The 15,806-nt window shown below is 72.8% G+C and carries 17 protein-coding genes; 10 read left to right on the top strand and 7 right to left on the bottom strand.

Translation table 11 applies throughout. The annotated features are described in order from the left end of the window. Nucleotides 1-133: 133 nt before the first annotated feature. Both EI169_RS13890 and EI169_RS13885 read left to right on the top strand, forming a co-directional pair. The gene (locus EI169_RS13890) at nucleotides 134-1,501 is read left to right on the top strand and encodes an extracellular solute-binding protein (protein ID WP_125132868.1); all 1,368 of its coding nucleotides are present in this window, start codon (nucleotides 134-136) and stop codon (nucleotides 1,499-1,501) included. A 112-nt stretch (nucleotides 1,502-1,613) separates the two neighbouring features. Further along, complete coding sequence (locus EI169_RS13885) at nucleotides 1,614-5,159, top strand: TM0106 family RecB-like putative nuclease (RefSeq protein ID WP_125132867.1); 3,546 nt, start codon at nucleotides 1,614-1,616, stop codon at nucleotides 5,157-5,159. A gap of 123 nt (nucleotides 5,160-5,282) precedes the next feature. On the opposite strand, the gene EI169_RS13880 is transcribed toward EI169_RS13885, so the two are convergent. From EI169_RS13880 to upp, 3 genes are all read right to left on the bottom strand, one after another. Beyond that, complete coding sequence (locus tag EI169_RS13880) at nucleotides 5,283-5,939, bottom strand: histidine phosphatase family protein (RefSeq protein WP_240640462.1); 657 nt, start codon at nucleotides 5,937-5,939, stop codon at nucleotides 5,283-5,285. 22 nt (nucleotides 5,940-5,961) lie between these two features. Continuing rightward, complete coding sequence (locus EI169_RS13875; RefSeq protein ID WP_164515504.1) at nucleotides 5,962-6,996, bottom strand: glycoside hydrolase family 76 protein; 1,035 nt, start codon at nucleotides 6,994-6,996, stop codon at nucleotides 5,962-5,964. Nucleotides 6,997-7,134: 138 nt separating this feature from the next. Next, nucleotides 7,135-7,767 (bottom strand): uracil phosphoribosyltransferase, encoded by a 633-nt coding sequence (upp, locus tag EI169_RS13870; protein WP_125132865.1) that lies wholly within the window; start codon nucleotides 7,765-7,767, stop codon nucleotides 7,135-7,137. 68 nt (nucleotides 7,768-7,835) lie between these two features. On the opposite strand from upp, the gene tadA reads away from it, so the two are divergent. Then, nucleotides 7,836-8,267, top strand: a complete 432-nt coding sequence (gene tadA / locus EI169_RS13865) for a tRNA adenosine(34) deaminase TadA (RefSeq protein ID WP_125133493.1) — start codon at nucleotides 7,836-7,838, stop codon at nucleotides 8,265-8,267. Between the two features lie 127 nt (nucleotides 8,268-8,394). Here the strand turns inward: tadA and EI169_RS13860 are convergent, their stop codons facing one another. Together EI169_RS13860 and EI169_RS13855 are read right to left on the bottom strand one after the other, a co-directional pair. Further along, on the bottom strand, nucleotides 8,395-9,321 hold the full coding sequence (locus tag EI169_RS13860; protein ID WP_125132864.1) for an LLM class F420-dependent oxidoreductase: 927 nt from the start codon (nucleotides 9,319-9,321) through the stop codon (nucleotides 8,395-8,397). A gap of 2 nt (nucleotides 9,322-9,323) precedes the next feature. Beyond that, nucleotides 9,324-10,436, bottom strand: a complete 1,113-nt coding sequence (locus tag EI169_RS13855; RefSeq protein WP_125132863.1) for an alpha/beta fold hydrolase — start codon at nucleotides 10,434-10,436, stop codon at nucleotides 9,324-9,326. Nucleotides 10,437-10,522: 86 nt separating this feature from the next. On the opposite strand from EI169_RS13855, the gene proC reads away from it, so the two are divergent. Next, on the top strand, nucleotides 10,523-11,362 hold the full coding sequence (gene proC, locus EI169_RS13850; protein WP_125132862.1) for a pyrroline-5-carboxylate reductase: 840 nt from the start codon (nucleotides 10,523-10,525) through the stop codon (nucleotides 11,360-11,362). 360 nt (nucleotides 11,363-11,722) lie between these two features. Here the strand turns inward: proC and EI169_RS13845 are convergent, their stop codons facing one another. Beyond that, complete coding sequence (locus EI169_RS13845) at nucleotides 11,723-12,394, bottom strand: TrkA family potassium uptake protein (RefSeq protein WP_125132861.1); 672 nt, start codon at nucleotides 12,392-12,394, stop codon at nucleotides 11,723-11,725. Beyond that, a complete protein-coding gene (locus tag EI169_RS13840; protein WP_125132860.1) occupies nucleotides 12,387-13,829 on the bottom strand; it encodes a potassium transporter TrkG in 1,443 nt (480 codons plus the stop codon). Before EI169_RS13840 ends, EI169_RS13845 begins: the two co-directional genes overlap by 8 nt. Nucleotides 13,830-13,927: 98 nt before the next feature. Between EI169_RS13840 and EI169_RS13835 the strand changes: the two genes are divergently transcribed. The 6 genes from EI169_RS13835 to EI169_RS13810 all read left to right on the top strand — a co-directional run bounded on the left by EI169_RS13835 (nucleotide 13,928) and on the right by EI169_RS13810 (nucleotide 15,804). Beyond that, nucleotides 13,928-14,323: a metalloregulator ArsR/SmtB family transcription factor gene (locus EI169_RS13835; RefSeq protein ID WP_125132859.1), complete on the top strand. Its 396-nt coding sequence runs from the start codon at nucleotides 13,928-13,930 to the stop codon at nucleotides 14,321-14,323. A 93-nt stretch (nucleotides 14,324-14,416) separates the two neighbouring features. Next, entirely contained in the window at nucleotides 14,417-14,608 is a 192-nt protein-coding gene (locus tag EI169_RS13830; protein WP_125132858.1) for a helix-turn-helix domain-containing protein, read from the top strand. 84 nt (nucleotides 14,609-14,692) lie between these two features. Then, nucleotides 14,693-14,791: an AURKAIP1/COX24 domain-containing protein gene (locus EI169_RS13825; RefSeq protein ID WP_003792170.1), complete on the top strand. Its 99-nt coding sequence runs from the start codon at nucleotides 14,693-14,695 to the stop codon at nucleotides 14,789-14,791. A 74-nt stretch (nucleotides 14,792-14,865) separates the two neighbouring features. Further along, complete coding sequence (locus EI169_RS13820; RefSeq protein WP_125132857.1) at nucleotides 14,866-15,159, top strand: rhodanese-like domain-containing protein; 294 nt, start codon at nucleotides 14,866-14,868, stop codon at nucleotides 15,157-15,159. 37 nt (nucleotides 15,160-15,196) lie between these two features. Further along, a complete protein-coding gene (locus EI169_RS13815; RefSeq protein ID WP_125132856.1) occupies nucleotides 15,197-15,505 on the top strand; it encodes a glutaredoxin family protein in 309 nt (102 codons plus the stop codon). Continuing rightward, a complete protein-coding gene (locus EI169_RS13810) occupies nucleotides 15,502-15,804 on the top strand; it encodes a Dabb family protein (RefSeq protein WP_125132855.1) in 303 nt (100 codons plus the stop codon). The genes EI169_RS13815 and EI169_RS13810 overlap by 4 nt, the downstream gene beginning before the upstream one ends. Nucleotides 15,805-15,806 lie beyond the last annotated feature (2 nt).

The following is a 15,806-nucleotide window of genomic DNA, read 5'->3' as shown; positions in this document are numbered from 1 at the left end:
GGAGGACGTCGCATTGTCAACCGTCTCGGTGAACCGCATCCGGGGAGGGTTCACTCGGGCGTCGGCTGTGGCCACTTCTCGGCCGGCGCTCGCCGGCGGTGAGGCTGCCGTCGGCGCCGAGAAGGGAACACACATGAATCGCACGCGCTCGCTCCTCGCCGTCGCGGGGGCCGTCTCGGCGCTCGCCGTCCTCACCGCCTGCGGCGGCGGGGGCTCGAACACCTCCAGCGACGACGTCGACTACTCCGCCACCCCCAGCGGCGAACTGAAGGCGTGGGGCTTCGAGAACGCCGACGACGTCGGCCAGTCGCGCCTGGACTTCGCCGCCGAACAGCTCGGCGACGTCGACATCACGCTGGATGCGACGGCGTTCGACGCGCAGAAGCTCACGACCCGCATCGCCTCGGGCGACGTGCCGGACGTCGTGCAGATGGACCGGCGTTACGTCACGACCTACGCCGCGCAGGGCCTGATCCTTCCGCTGGACGCGTGCTTCGAGGCGCAGGACGTCACGCCGAGCGAGCGCTGGTACCAGAACGTCGTCGACGACGTCACCTACGACGACAAGGTGTGGGCGGTGCCGCAGTTCTACCAGCCGCCGGCGATCCTGCTGAACATGCGCGCGCTGAACGCGGCGGGCGTGAGCCCCGAGCAGTTCGACACGTCCGACATGGACGGCCTGCTCACCGCGATCGGCGCGCTCTATCAGGAGAGCGGCGGCGTGCCCACGCGCCTCGGGTTCGACCCGGTCGCCACCGGCCAGGGGGGCCTGTGGATCCTCGGCATGGGCGGGCGGCTCACCGACGACGACGGTGCGCCGACCCTCGACGACCCGAGCAACGTCGCCGGCATCGAGGCGCTCAAGCGCATCACCGATGCTCAGGGCGGCTTCGCGGCGGTCAAGAGCTTCTCCGACTCGTTCGACACGTTCGGCGACAACAACCAGTTCGTCGCCGACCAGGTCGCCGCGCAGGTGAACGCGCAGTGGTACCCCAACGTGCTCTCGCCGTACAAGGACCAGATCGACATCCAGGCCGTGCCCTTCCGCAACGCGGACGGGCAGCCCTTCTCCGTCGCATCCGGCACCGCGTTCGTCATCCCCGCCGGCGCGAAGAACCCGGCCGCCGCGTGCGCGTGGATGACGCAGCTCACCTCGACCGACGCGTGGATGGCCGCCGGCGCCGCCCGCGCCGACACGCTCAAGAGCAACGGCGGCATCAACACCGGCCTGTTCACGGGTTCGCCCGAGGCCGACCAGGCGATCCGCGACCAGTACGTCGTGCCCACCGGCAGCGCCGGGTTCGACCAGGTCATCGCGACGTACTACGACGTCGTCGGCTACGGCGCCTCGTTCGGTTCCTCGCCGGCGGGTCAGGAGATCCAGACCGAGCTGAACAACGCGATCACCGCGGCGCTTCTCGGCGACAAGGAGCCGGAGGAGGCCCTCGCCGACGCACAGGCCGCGGCGCAGCGCGCGTACGACAGCGCGACGGCGGGCTGACCCGCCACTCCCAGGGCGGGCGGACGCGCGGCGTCCGCCCGCCCTTCCCTTCGCCCGCCGCGCCTGCGGCGGTGTCGGAGACCCCGGTTAGGGTCGAAGACGAGAGGGGAACATGCGGTACATCGAAGACGAAGGCCGGATCGTCTGGAGCGCGAGCGACCTGAAGGCGGCGGCCGAGTGCGAGTTCGCGTGGCTCCGCGCCATCGACGCGAAGCTCGGGCGCGTGCCGGCCGTCGAGGAGCCCGAAGACGCGACGCTCGAGCGCGCGGGTCGGCTCGGAACGGCGCACGAGCGGCGCGTGCTCGCCGACTACGTCGCGCGGTTCGGCGACGGCGTCGTGGAGATCCCCGAGACCCGCTCGTCCGATGCCGACGCGCTGGGCGCGGCGGTCCAGCTCACGCGCGCGGCGTTGGACTCGTCGGCCGACGTCGTCTACCAGGCCGCCTTCGCGACGGACGACTTCGTCGGCTTCGCCGACTTCCTCGTCCGCGCCCCGCTCGCCGAGCCCGCCGAAGGACCCGTCGAAGGGCCTCGCGCGTGGCTCGTGCAGGACACGAAGCTCGCGCGTCACGCCCGCGTGACCGCGCTCATGCAGCTCGCCGCCTACGTCGACCAGCTCGACCGGCTGGGTGTGCCGCGCGCCGACACCGTGGAGCTGCTGCTCGGCGACGGCACGGTGAGCAGCCACCGCGTCGACGACATCCTTCCGGTCTTCGAGCTGCGCCGTGCGCGGCTGCGTGCGCTGATCGCCGACCGCCGGGTCGACCTCGGGGCCGCCGGCGATCCGATCGCGTGGGGCGACCCGCGCGGAGACCTCGGCGTCGTCGCGTGCGGTCGCTGCGCGACGTGCGAGCTGGAGGTGCTCGCGCACCGCGACCTGCTGCTGGTCGCGGGCATGCGGCCCGTGCAGCGCACGCGGCTGCGAGCGGCGGGAATCGACACGATCGACGCGCTCGCCGCAGCATCCACCCCGGTCGCCGGCATGAACGCCGACACGTTCGCGTCGCTGCGCACGCAGGCGCGACTGCAGCTGCGCACGCCCGAACCCGTGGATACGGAAGCCCCGGTCGTGCCGGTCTACGAGGTCGTCGCGCCGAAGGCTCTCGGCGCCCTGCCGCGGCCCGACCGGGGCGACCTGTTCTTCGACTTCGAGGGCGACCCGCTCTACACCGAGGGCGCCGCGACCCAGTGGGGACTGGATTACCTGTTCGGCCTCGTCGACATGGACGAGACCTACACGGCGCTGTGGGCGCACGACTTCGCGCATGAGAAGGAAGCGCTCGAGCGCTTCCTCGACCTCGTGGCGCTGCGCCGCGGCCGGTACCCCGACATGCACATCTACCACTACGCGCCGTACGAGCCGGCGCACCTCCTCACGATGGCGGCGCGCTACGGCGTGCGCGAGGCGGAGGTCGACCGGCTGCTGCGCGAGGGCGTGTTCGTCGACCTGTACCCGATCGTGCGCCGCGCGCTGCGCGTGGGCTCGCGGTCGTACTCGATCAAGAAGCTCGAGCCGCTGTACATGGGCGACGAGGTGCGCACGTCCGACGTGCAGCGCGGCGACGACTCGATCGTCAAGTACGTCGAGGCGCGCGCGCTCGCCGACGACGGCGACACCGCCGGCGCCGAGGCGATCCTCGCCGACCTCGCCGACTACAACCGGTACGACTGCGTGTCGACCCGGCGCCTGCGCGACTGGCTCGTCGACCGCGCCCGCGAGGCGGGCCTCGTGCCCGCGCGCGGTCTCGAGCCCGATGAGGTGGCCTACACCGAGTCCGACCGCGCCGCGGCCCTCCTGCGGTGGGCGGCCGATGCGCCCGAGGCGGAGGCCGAGGCGCTCAAGCTCGCGGCCGCGGCGATCGACTACTACCCGCGCGAGGCGAAGTCGTTCTGGGCGACGCACTTCCTGCGACTGCGCGAACCGGTGTCCGTGTGGGAGGACGCGCGCGACGTCGTCGTCGTCGATCCCGAGCGCTCGCGCGTCGTCGAGGACTGGCACATCCCCGAGTCCGGGCGTGGCGGAGAGCGCCGGGTCGTCGAGCTGCGCGGCGACGTCGCGCCGGGAACGCGCCTGAGCGCGGGCGGCGAGCCCTTCGCGGTGTACGAGCTGCCCGCGCCGTTCCCGACGCAGCCGCGGCCGCGCTGGATCCACACGGCCAAGTGGGTGCGCGTCGTCGAGGTGCTCGACGACGGCGCGATCGTCGAGGAGACCGCCGTCGAGGGCTTCACGTGGCAGGAGCTCCCGCTCGCCCTGACGCCCGCCGCTCCGCCCAGCGCGGGCCGTCAGCAGTCCGCGATCGACGGGTGGGCTGATGCGGTGCTCGCGACATCGCCCGCGCTCCCCGACGACCCCGCGACCGACGTGCTCCTGCGACGCGCGCCGCGGATCCCGGGCGGGCTGACGCCCGCCACGGGCGACGATGTCGCGGCGATCGTGCGCAGCGTCGCGGCGCTCGACCGCGGATACATCGCCGTCCAGGGTCCTCCGGGCACGGGCAAGACCTACGTCGGGTCGCACGTCATCGCCCGGCTCGTCGCCGAGCGCGGATTCCGCGTCGGGGTCGTGGCCCAGTCGCACGCGGTCGTGGAGAACATGCTGGATCGGATCGTCGCGGCCGGCGTTCCCGCCGCGCTCGTCGCGAAGACGCCGAAAGACCCGCAGGCCGACACGGCCTTCACGGCGCTGCCGCGAAACGGTCTGGGCGCGTTCGTGGCGGAGCATCCGTCGGGCGGGTTCGTCGTCGGCGGCACGGCGTGGGACTTCAGCCACGAGGGCCGCATCCCCCGCGGCGGCCTCGACCTGCTCGTGATCGACGAGGCCGGCCAGTTCTCGCTCGCCGCGACGATCGCGGTGAGCGTGGCATCGCCGCGCCTGCTGCTCCTGGGCGATCCGCAGCAGCTGCCGCAGGTGAGCCAGGGCACGCATCCCGCGCCGGTGGACACGTCGGCGCTCGGCTGGGTGATGGACGGCGCCGAGGTCGTGCCGCCCGAGCTCGGATACTTCCTCTCCCGCACGTGGCGCATGCATCCGCGGGTCGCCGGGCCGGTGTCGCGGCTCGCGTACGAGGGACGGCTGGCGTCGCATCCGGGCACCGCCCTGCGTCGCCTGGAGGGTGTCGAGCCGGGGGTCCACCCCGTGCCGCTCCGCCACACCGGCAACGCGACGTGCTCGCCCGAGGAGGCGGCCGAGGTCGTGCGGCTCGTCGCCGACGTCGTCGGACGCGGCTGGACCGACACGTCGGTCGACGACGAGACCGGCGAGGTGCGGATGCTGCCGCCGCGCCCGCTCGCGCCGGAGGACGTGATCGTCGTGACGCCGTACAACGCCCAGCAGGTCGAGGTGGAGGAGGCGCTCGCCGCTGCCGGCTTCCCGGCGGTCCGCGTCGGCACCGTCGACCGGTTCCAGGGTCAGGAGGCGGTCGTCGCGATCGTGTCGCTCGCGGCGTCGTCCGGCCGCGACGCCCCCCGCGGGCCGGAGTTCCTGCTGCTGCAGAACCGCCTCAACGTGGCCCTTTCGCGCGCGATGCAGGCGGCGTACCTCGTCTTCTCGCCCGGTCTGCTCGACGACCTGCCGCGCACGCCCGAGGGGGTCGCGCGCCTCAGCGCGTTCGCGCGGCTCGTGGGCTCCGAGGTTCCCGCGCCCGTCCTCGTCGGCTGACGCGGCCCATACCGTCCGATCGCGGGTGCGATCGCCGCATCCGGGTGCGAAATCCCCGCCCGGATGCGGCGGATGCGCCGGCGACCGCCCTGGTCCGTGCTCCGAGGCCTCGAGTGCCCGCCGTCAGGACTCGGAGGGGACGAGCGGCAGCCGCGGGCCGTAGTTCCACGACAGGATCGCGGGTGCCTCGCGGTAGAAGGCGAGCACCGAGACCGAGCCCGCATCGAGGGTGATCTGTGCGCCGAACCGCGGCGCCTCTCGGAGGAAGACGGCGGTGAGGATCCGCAGCAGGTGTCCGTGCGCGACGAGCGCGACGTCGCCGTGCGCCATCGCCGGCAGCACGCGGGTCAGCACGCGCGAGGCGCGGGCAGCGACCTCCTCGACGGTCTCGCCGGGCGTCCGTCCCCGGACGACGCCGTGAGTGAAGGCGCTCCAGTTGTAGCCGAGCTCCTCGCGGATCTCGCGCGTCGTGCGGCCCTCGTAGCCGCCGTAGTCCCACTCCACGAGCAGCGGGTCCACCTCGGCGTGCAGCCCGGCCAGCTCGGCGGTGCGCCGCGCGCGCTGCAGCGGCGACGACAGCACGAGGGAGAAGGCGTATCCGCGGACGAGTTCGCCGGCCGCGCGCGCCAGCTCCTCGCCGCGGGCGGTGAGGGGGATGTCGGTCAGCCCGGTGTGCTTCCCCTGCTTCGACCACTCGGTCTCGCCGTGGCGCAGCAGCACGAGCTTTCCGGGCGGGTTGTCGGGAGCGGGGCGATCGGGGAGCGGATCGACGGTGGACACATCGCCACCGTACCCCCGGTGCTCACTGCGCGAGGCCGGCCGCCGCCTCGAGCGTCAGCCACGCGCCGAGCTGCACCGACAGGTCGCGCTCCGGTGCGCCGGGCGCAGGGTCCGCCGATCGCCGCGCGTCGGCGGAGAACAGCGGTGCGCCGAGGGCCGTGGCACGGGTCGCCCACACGGCCTCGGCATTGCTCGTGACGAGCCGGCGGGCGGATGCGGCGGCCTCGCGCGCGGCGGCCGGAGCGGTGCCGGCGGCCGCCGCATCCGCGAACGCCGTCGCCGCGTCGGCGATGAACCGCACCGCGATGCCGGCGAACAGCCCGCCGTCGCCGCCGCCACGGCCGGGGAGCACGGCGTCGCCGCCCGCCCACGTCGCCGTCGCGGCGAGCAGCTCTGCTCCGCGCCGTGCGAAGCGCGCGTCGGCCGTGAGCCGGGCGAGCTCGGCGTCGAGAGCGATCGCGACGCCCTGGCTGTACGTGTAGAGGTCGCGCACGATCCGCGGCCCGGGGCCGTCGCGCGCCGCGCCGTCGTGGAGCAGCCCGCTCGCCGGGTCGTGCAGCGCCGCGTGCATCGCGTCGCGCACCGCGACGGCGGCGTCGATCCGCCCCGTCCGGAGGAGCAGCAGCGCCGCGGGGGCGTTCGCGGGCGCGTTGAACAGGGCGCTCCCCACGTGCCACGGGACGAGGCCGAGCCCGGGATCGACGGCCGCCGCCAGCCGCACCGCGATCTGCTCCGCGACGCGCGCGCGGCCGGCGCGCTCGGCGGCGAGGCCCAGCCACGCGAGATCGTCCCAGAAGGTCCGCCGCGTGAGCCCGCCGTTGCGGATCCGGATGCCGCGCACCACCGCGCCCACGAAGCGCCGCCGTCGCGCCGACGCGCGATCGCGCGCGGCCGACACCGCCGCATCCAGGAGGAAGGCGCTCCACCAGTAGTGCCACGCCGCGCTCCCGCCGGCCTCCGCCGCGCCCCCGGACCGCGGCGCCCACGCCGCCCGCGAAGGCCACGCCGATTGCGCCCACGCGACGCCCGGCAGCGCGCGCACGTACCGCGCGTGCACGGCCGCTTCCGCGATCGCCGCACGTGCTCGCTCCGTCCCGCAGGCAAATCGGCCGGAATCAGCACCTTCCAGCGGATATCGCACTGATCTCGGCCGATTCGCCTGATCTGGGCTGCGCTGGGCGGGGCGGGGAGAGGATCAGACGGTGCCGTAGAGGCGGTCGCCGGCGTCGCCGAGCCCGGGCACGATGTAGCCCTTCTCGTTCAGGCGCTCGTCCAGCGCGCCGAGCACGAGCGTGACGTCGCGACCGTCGACCTGCTTCTCGATCGCGGCGACGCCCTCGGGGGCACCGAGCAGGCAGATCGCCGTGACGTCCTGCGCCCCTCGGCGGAAGAGGAACTCGATGGCAGCGCCGAGCGACCCGCCGGTCGCCAGCATCGGGTCGAGCACGAAGCACTGGCGGTCGCTGAGGTCGTCGGGGAGGCGCTCGGCGTAGGTCGTCGGCTCGAGGGTCTCCTCGTTGCGCACCATGCCGAGGAAGCCGACCTCGGCCGTGGGGAGGAGCTTGACCATGCCGTCGAGCATGCCGAGGCCCGCGCGGAGGATCGGCACCACGAGCGGACGCGGCTCGCCGATCCGCACGCCGATCGTCGTCGTCACGGGCGTGCGGATCTCGTGCGGCTCGACGCGTACCGCGCGGGTGGCCTCGTAGGCGAGCAGCGTCACGAGCTCCTCCGTCAGCTGACGGAACACCGGCGACGGCGTGCGCTCGTCGCGCAGCACCGTGAGCTTGTGGGTGATGAGGGGGTGGTCGGCCACGTGCACGCGCATAGGCTCAAGGCTATCCGTTCGTCCCTTCCGCCACCGGAGCCGCCGTGACCGCCGCCGACCTCGCCGCGATGCGCCGCGCGCTCGAGCTCGCGGCGGAGGCGGGCGAGGCGGGCGACGTGCCCGTGGGTGCGGTCGTCGTCGACGGGTCGGGCGCCGTCATCGGCGAGGGCCGCAACCTCCGCGAGCCGACGCACGATCCGACCGCCCACGCCGAGGTCGTCGCGCTCCGCCGCGCCGCCGCATCCGTCGGCTCGTGGCACCTCGCGGGCTGCACGCTCGTGGTGACGCTCGAGCCGTGCGTCATGTGCGCGGGCGCGGTGCTCCAGGCGCGCGTACCGCGCCTGGTCTTCGGCGCGTGGGACGAGAAGGCCGGCGCCGCCGGGTCGGTGTACGACGTCGTCCGCGACCGGCGCCTGCCGCACCGCGTGGAGGTCGTCGCCGGCGTCGAGGCGGATGCGGCGACCGCCCTCCTGCGTCGCTTCTTCACCGACCGGCGCTGAGCTCGCCGGGCCCGTTGAGGTGGCAGGGTGGTCGGATGCGGCGCCCACAAGCGGCGCGAGCTGCCACTCGAGGCGCAGCGGCGCGAGCTGCCACCTGAAGCGCAGCGGCGCGAGCTGCCGCCCGGTGTCAGCGGGGGAGGGCGGGAAGGACGGCCTCGCCGAGGTAGTCCACGTGCTCGACGTCCTGGTTGTCGAGCAGCTGGAAGTACACGCGCTCGATGCCGTGCGAGCGGTATACGTCGATGCGCTCGGCGATCTCCGCAGCGTCGCCGACGATGTTGACGCCGTCGCGCACCTGCTCCACGGTGCGGCCGATGCGCCCCGCCCGCCGGGCGATCGTCGCCTCGTCAGGTCCGGCGATGGTCGACATCGCGATCGAGAGCTTGACGCTGCCGGGGTCGCGCCCGGCGCGCTCGCACGCGGCGTGCAGGTTGCCGATGCGCTCGACGATCTCGGCGTCGGTGGGAAAGCCGAGGTTGTACTCGGTCGCGTGCCGCGCGACGAGGTCGGGTGTGCGCCGCGGCCCGCCGCCGCCGATGATGAGCGGCACCGGGTCCTGCACGGGCTTGGGGAGGGCCGGTGCATCCGTCAGCGCGTAGTGCGCGCCGTGGAATGAGAACCGCTCGCCCACGGGGGTCGCCCACAGCCCCTGGACGATCGCGAGCTGCTCCTCGAGCAGGTCGAAGCGCCGCGGCGGGAACGGGATGCCGTACGCCTCGTGCTCGCGCCCGAACCAGCCGGCGCCGAGACCCAGCTCGACGCGTCCGTGCGACATCGCGTCGACCTGGGCGACCTGGATGGCGAGGATGCCGGGGTGGCGGAACGTCACGGGCGACACGAGCGTGCCGAGGCGGATGCGGCGGGTCTCGCGCGCGAGTGCGGCGAGCGTCGTCCAGGCATCCGTCGGTCCCGGAAGACCCGGCCCGCCCTCGTACAGGTAGTGGTCGGAGCGGAAGAAGCCTGTGAACCCGTGACGCTCGGCGGCCTGGGCGAATGCGAGCTGATCGTCGTACGAGGCGCCCAGGTGCGGCTCGGTGAAGATGCAGTACTCCACAGTCAGTCCGCCGACCGCAGGATGATGGTCTCAGTCGGGGGAGCGGGGTCGGCCGGTGCGCCGACGTACCCGATGCGCGTGAGCAGCGCCGCGCGGAACGCCGCCGGCCGCTCGAGGTGCGGGCTGTGCGCGACGCCGGGGAGCGTGAGCTCGGTCACGTCGCCCCCTTTCGCCGCGTACGCGCTCAGCACGTCGAAGGTCTGCGCGACCATGGGCTGCGGCGGCGCCTCGTCGGCACCGGGCCAGTCGGGCAGCACGCCGAGCTCGCCGAGCGCGTTGGGGTCGGCGAGCGACCGGTCGGAGATGAGCGCGTCGAGCTCGCCGTGCACCCACAGCACGGGCGGCTGGGGATCGACATCGACGATGCCCGACAGGTCGAGGTTGCCCGGCGCCAGCGCGTTGAGCACGCCCGTCGTCCCCGGCGCGTATCCGGGCCACGTCGGGCTCGGTCGGGAGTCGCCGGGGTAATTGCCGGCCGCGGTCGAGGTCGACAGCAGCGCGTCGACCCACACGTCCTCGTGCTCGCTCGTGTACCCGGGGGCGACGAACTCGGCACGGAAGACGCGCCGCGGCGAGCTCTCCGCATCCGCCGACCGGTCGCGCGCGATGAGGCGCTGCACGAACGCGGCGTTCGCCGTGCCGCCGCCGGTGCCGGCGTCGTCGTCGTGCAGGCGCGAGCCGTCGCGCCGCGTGCCGCCGAGCCCGAACGGCGAGATCGGCGCCTGCAGTGTGAGCGAGAGCACCGGATGCTCCAGCGCGTACTGCAGCGCGACGGCGCCGCCGAGCGACCAGCCGACGAGGTGCGCGGTGGGGATGTCGAGCGCCGTCAGCGTCGCGGCGAGGTCGTCGCTGAAGTCGCGCACGCCGCGCGACGCGTCGACGGGCGCGTTCTCGGTGCGCCCGTAGCCGCGGAGGTCGACCGCGACGGCGCGGATGTCGCTCGGCAGGTCCTGCAGGTTCTCCTGCCACAGCAGCGACGAGCCGAGCACGCCGTGGAGGAAGACGACGGTGCGCTCGGGCGGTGTCGCGGTGTCGTCGCTTTCGCGAAGCAGGACGTGGACGCTGAGCCGATCCGTCTCCACGATGCGGGAGGTGATGCCGTCGAAGAGAGTCATGGAACGTCCTTCATGTCGCGTGCGCGAGGCTCCGGCGCCCTGCCCTCCGACTCTAACGCGCGCGCTCCGGCTCGTAGGATCGCAGCATGACGGATGCAGCCCTCCTCCCCCCGATCGCGATCCTCGGCGCGGGCTCGATGGGCGGCGCGATCCTGCAGGGACTCGTCGCCTCCGGCCAGGCGCCGCGCGTCGTCGTCACCAACCGCACGGCCGAGAAGGCCGCCGCCCTCGCGGACCTCGCGGGCGTGGAGAGCGTGGCGCTCGCCGACGAACCCGACGCGAACGCGCGTGCCGCCGCATCCGCCGACATCGTGCTCGTCGGGGTCAAGCCCGCGATGGTGCCGGACCTGCTGCGCGAGATCGCGCCGCACCTGCGGCCCGGCACTGTCGTCGTGAGCCTCGCGGCGGGCGTGACGCTCGCGACCTTCGCGGAGATCCTCGGCGCAGACGCCGTGGCGCTGCGCTCGATGCCCAACACGCCCGCCGTCGTGGGGAAGGCGGTCACGGGCCTCGCGGCCTCGGCCGCCGCATCCGCCGACGACGTCGCCGTCGTCCGACGTCTGTTCGAGACGGTCGGGGTCGTCGTGGAGCTCCCCGAGGCCCAGATCGACGCCCTCTCGACGATCTCGGGGTCGGGGCCGGCGTACGTCTTCCTCTTCATCGAGGGACTCACGCGCGCGGCGGAGGCGAAGGGGTTCGCGCCCGACGAGGCGCGCGTGCTCGCCGAGCAGACCTTCATCGGCGCGGCCGCCCTGCTCGACGCGACTCGCGAGGACCCCGCCGAGTTGCGGCGCCGCGTCACGAGCCCCAAGGGCACGACCGAGCGCGCGGTCGCGGTGCTGCAGGACGCGCACCTCGACGAGCTGTTCGGGCGTGCGACGGATGCGGCGCTCGCCCGCGCGCGCGAACTCGCCGCCGGCGCCTGACACGCCCCATGCCGCACGTATTCAGGCTGCGCGCCGCGGGCATCGGGTGGCGCCCGCGGGATTCCGCCGCCCAAGGACTCGGGGCCTCGGGCTCAGCCTGAATTCGTGCGTGGAGACGGCGTGCGCCGGCCCGGCGTCCTCTGCTGCGGTGCTCGCTGGCGTAAGCGCACGTATTCAGGCTGCGCCGACCGCGGCGCGGCCTCGGTCTGCGCGTTTCCGCCGGCCCGCGGGGTTCCGGACGGCCGCCGGCCTGAATATGTGCCGGCCCGCGGGGCTCCGGACGGCGGCCGGCCTGAATACGTGCCGGCCCGCGGCCGTGGCCGCTGCCGCTGCCGCGGCGCCGCCGGTGCCTGAGCCGGGTCAGCGGTCGAGGGCCGCGAAGCGTTCGATGTCGGAGTTGGTGCCCGACACGATGATGAGATCGTGGTTGGTGACGACCGTGTTGGCCTCGGCGTAGCGGAACGGCTTGCCCGGGCTCTTCACGCCCACGACCGTGACGTTGAACTTCGTCCGCACGCCCGATTCGTTCAGGCCCACGCCCCGGATGAACTTCGGCGGGTACATCTTGGCCAGCACGAAGTCGTCGTCGAAGCGGATGAAGTCGAGCATGCGCCCGCTCACGAGGTGGGCGACGCGCTCGCCGGCCTCGCGCTCGGGGTAGATGACGTGGTTCGCGCCGACGCGGGCGAGGATCTTGCCGTGCGACTGCGAGACCGCCTTCGCCCAGATCTGCGGCACCTTGAGGTCGACGAGGTTCGCGGTGATGAGCACCGACGCCTCGATGAGCGATCCGACCGCGACGACGGCGACCTGGAAGTCCTGCGCGCCGATCTGCTTGAGCGCGTCGATGTTGCGCGCATCGGCCTGCACCGCGTGGGTGACGCGCTCCGACCACTTCTGCACGAGGTCGAGGCTCTCGTCGATCGCGAGCACCTCGCGGTCGAGCCGGTCGAGCTCGCCCGCGCACGCGGCGCCGAAACGGCCGAGTCCGATCACCAGGACGGGGGCGTCGCTCCGGATGCGGTCAACCAACGATGGGCCTTTCCACGGGCAGCGCGTACAGCTGCGATCGGCTGGTCGCGGCCACCGCCGCGGCGAGAGTCACTGTACCAATGCGGCCCATGAACATCGTGAGGGCCAGGACGTAGACCGCCGGGTCGGGGAGCTCGGCGGTCAGGCCCGTCGACAGGCCCACGGTCGCGAAGCCGGAGATGACGTCGAAGAGCACCTTCTCGATCGGCGCCTGCGTGATCTGGCCGATCGTGACCGTCGAGACCGCGACGATCGTCGCCCCCCACGCGACGACCGAGAGCGCGACGCGCTGCACGTCGCTCGGAATGCGGCGGCCGAAGGCCTCGACCGACGGGCGGCCCTTCGCCTCCGACCACACGGCGAGGGCGAGGACCGCGAGGGTCGTGACCTTGATGCCGCCGGCCGTCGACGCCGAGCCGCCGCCGACGAACATCAGCATCGACTCCACCACGAGCGTCGAACCGTACTGGTCTCCCATCGGCACGACGGAGAATCCGCCCGAGCGAGTCATCGCCGAGACGAAGAACGCCTGGAACGTCGTGTCCCACGCGTCCATGCTCCCGAACGTGCGCGGGTTGCTGTGCTCGAGCAGGAGGATGACCCCGGCGCCGGCGAAGAAGAGGATCACCGTCGTGATGACGGTGAGCTTCGCGTGCAGCGACCAGCGCCGGAAGTGCCAGTAGTGCTTCCACAGCGTGAAGATGACCGGGAATCCGATCGATCCGAGGAAAACTCCCGCCATCAGCACGCCGAGGAGGAAGTAGTCGTCCGCGAAGGGCACGAGGCCGTCGGAGTTGGGAACGAAGCCGGTGTTCGTGAACGCCATCGCGGCGTAGTACGGCGCCTCCCACAGGGCCGCGATCGGGTCGACGCCGGCCATGACCAGGGACGGGTACAGCAGTACCGTGAGGCCGGCCTCGATGACGAGGGTCGACAGCGCGACGGTGGACAGCAGCTGACCGACTTCGCCGAGGCGCACGGTCTGGCCCTCGTTGACGGGCCCGCCGTGCACGCGGAGCGGATTGGAGTCACCGGCGGCGATCAGCTTGGCGCGCAGGCCCAGTCGCTTGGAGATGACGAGGCCGAGGATGCTCGCGAGGGTGAGGACGCCCAGCGCGCCGACGTTCACGCCGATGTAGGTGATGACGTGCCCGAGCGGTGACCAGTACGAGTACATGTCGACCGTCGACAGGCCTGTCACGCAGATGACCGAGACAGCCGTGAACAGCGCGTCGGCGAACGGGGCGCGCTGGCCGTCGGCTGCGGCGATGGGCAGCGAGAACAGCGCCGTGAACAGCAGGATGAGCGCCACGAAGACGATCACCGCGAAGCGGGCGGGCGAGGAGGTGGTGAGTTCGCGGAGCTCGTCCCACGCGGTGTCGAGGGCCGAGAGCACCCGCCGGCGGAGATCCCGGCGCGCCGGCGACGCTGCCATCGCGACGCCCCTTTCGTCTCGCCTCGCGCGCCCGTCGGCGCGGCGGCGCGGCGGACCCGCTCATGGTACTCCGGTGCACGCGCGACTAATCTGAACGCATGGCGGACATCTTCGACGTGATCGCGGACCGCACGCGTCGCGACATCCTCCAGCTCCTCCTCGAGCGCTCCCGCAGCACCGCGAAGGGCACGAGTGTCTCGCACATCGTGCAGTCCCTCGGCGTCAGCCAGCCCACCGTGTCCAAGCACCTCAAAGTGCTGCGCGACGCGGGACTCGTCTCCGTGCGCGAAGAGGGTCAGCACCGCTACTACAGCCTCCAGTCGTCGCCCCTCGACGAGGTCGACGACTGGCTCATGGGATTCTTCCCGATGGACGAGCCGGTGCCGATCGCTCTGCCCGAGCCCGCCGTCCACGCCGCCGAGGCGGTCGGTCGGGCCGCTGCATCCGCGAAGCACGTCGTCGCCTCGGCGCTGCGCAAGCTTCCCGGCCGCTGAACACACCGAGCCACAGCAGTCACACAGGTTTACACGCGTCGCGGCCAGCCTCTAGAGTGTCGTCAGCACACTGGGGGGACGGGGAGGAACGCCATGGCGCAGTTGCCGGATGTGCGCTTCCTCACGGTCGCCGAGGTGGCGGAGGTCATGCGTGTGTCGAAGATGACGGTCTACCGTCTCGTGCACTCGGGCGAGCTCCCCGCGGTGCGTTTCGGCCGGAGCTATCGCGTGCCCGAATCGGCCGTCGTCGAGGCCGTGCAGCGGCCTGTGTCCGACGTCGGCTAGACTGATCCGAGGCATTTTTCCGTGGATGCCTGATCCCGGGAGCCGACGTCCGGCACCCAGACCCCTGACATAGTGAGGTTTTCCGTGGGTTCTGTCATCAAGAAGCGCCGTAAGCGCATGGCGAAGAAGAAGCACCGCAAGCTGCTTCGCAAGACTCGCCACCAGCGCCGCAACAAGAAGTAAGCGGCCATCACACCAAGCGCCTGTCCGTCGTGACGGGCGCTTCGTGTTCGCCGCATCCGTCTCCGGGAGCCGCCATGAAGTCCATCTCCGTCCAGCAGCTGCGCGAGCGCGAGGGCGTTCCGCTCATCGACGTGCGCGAGGCCGACGAGTTCGCCGCGGGGCACGTGCCCGGCGCCGTGAACCTCCCGATGTCGACCATCGGCGAGCACCTCGACGAGCTGCCCGAGGGCCCGTTCGACGTCATCTGCCAGCTGGGCGGACGCTCCGCCCGCGTGGTCGAGGCGCTCACCGCCCGCGGCCACGACGCGACGAACGTCGACGGCGGCACGGGGGCGTGGGCCGAGGCCGGCTACGACCTCGAGCGCTGAGCGCCGGGGCGCCGCGCGCCCTGCATAGGATCGATGCGTGACCACCCTCACGCTCATCGGCAAGTCCGAGTGCCACCTGTGCGATGTCGCCGACGAGATCGTCGAGTCGGTCGTCGCCGACCTGCCGGACGCCGTCGCCGACGACGTCGTCATCGAGCGCGCGTCGATCCTCGAGGACGCCTCCCTGTACGAGCAGTGGTGGGAGAAGATCCCCGTCGTGCTCATCGACGGCGCGCTGCACGCGCACTGGCGCGTGTCGGGCGACCGGCTGCGCGCCGCGATCCTCGAGGCGCACGATCGCGACGCCGAGGCGGGCCGTGTCGCGGCGGACGGGGCCGGCGCATGAGCATCCGTCACATCGTGCTGTGGAAGCTCGCCGCCGAAGACGCCGACACCCGGGCGCTCCACGCCGAGCAGGCCGCCGAGCGCCTGCTGTCGCTCGTGGGCGTGGTCGACGAGATCGAGCGCATGCAGGTCGGCCCGAACATCGCGTACCCGGGCAAGAACTGGGATCTCGCGCTCGTCGCCGACTTCGCCGACGTCGAGGCCCTCGAGCGGTATCAGGTGCACCCCGCGCACGAGGAGGCGGCGGCCTTCGTCCGCTCCGTCGTGTCCGACCGGGTCGCGGTCGACCTCCCGCTCTGACC

Source organism: Microbacterium sp. 10M-3C3 (assembly GCF_003931875.1).
Lineage (GTDB): Bacteria > Actinomycetota > Actinomycetes > Actinomycetales > Microbacteriaceae > Microbacterium.
This window is presented reverse-complemented; position numbering and strand designations above follow the sequence as displayed.

Bases quoted from the DNA above. Each gene is read 5' to 3' on its own strand.
- EI169_RS13830 (WP_125132858.1), top strand. From the start codon at position 14,417: ATGGCGCAGTTGCCGGATGTGCGCTTCCTCACGGTCGCCGAGGTGGCG.
- tadA (WP_125133493.1), top strand. From the start codon at position 7,836: ATGCGCCGCGCGCTCGAGCTCGCGGCGGAGGCGGGCGAGGCGGGCGAC.
- upp (WP_125132865.1), bottom strand. From the start codon at position 7,767: ATGCGCGTGCACGTGGCCGACCACCCCCTCATCACCCACAAGCTCACG.
- EI169_RS13840 (WP_125132860.1), bottom strand. From the start codon at position 13,829: ATGGCAGCGTCGCCGGCGCGCCGGGATCTCCGCCGGCGGGTGCTCTCG.
- EI169_RS13885 (WP_125132867.1), top strand. From the start codon at position 1,614: ATGCGGTACATCGAAGACGAAGGCCGGATCGTCTGGAGCGCGAGCGAC.
- proC (WP_125132862.1), top strand. From the start codon at position 10,523: ATGACGGATGCAGCCCTCCTCCCCCCGATCGCGATCCTCGGCGCGGGC.
- EI169_RS13890 (WP_125132868.1), top strand. From the start codon at position 134: ATGAATCGCACGCGCTCGCTCCTCGCCGTCGCGGGGGCCGTCTCGGCG.
- EI169_RS13820 (WP_125132857.1), top strand. From the start codon at position 14,866: ATGAAGTCCATCTCCGTCCAGCAGCTGCGCGAGCGCGAGGGCGTTCCG.
- EI169_RS13835 (WP_125132859.1), top strand. From the start codon at position 13,928: ATGGCGGACATCTTCGACGTGATCGCGGACCGCACGCGTCGCGACATC.
- EI169_RS13855 (WP_125132863.1), bottom strand. From the start codon at position 10,436: ATGACTCTCTTCGACGGCATCACCTCCCGCATCGTGGAGACGGATCGG.
- EI169_RS13810 (WP_125132855.1), top strand. From the start codon at position 15,502: ATGAGCATCCGTCACATCGTGCTGTGGAAGCTCGCCGCCGAAGACGCC.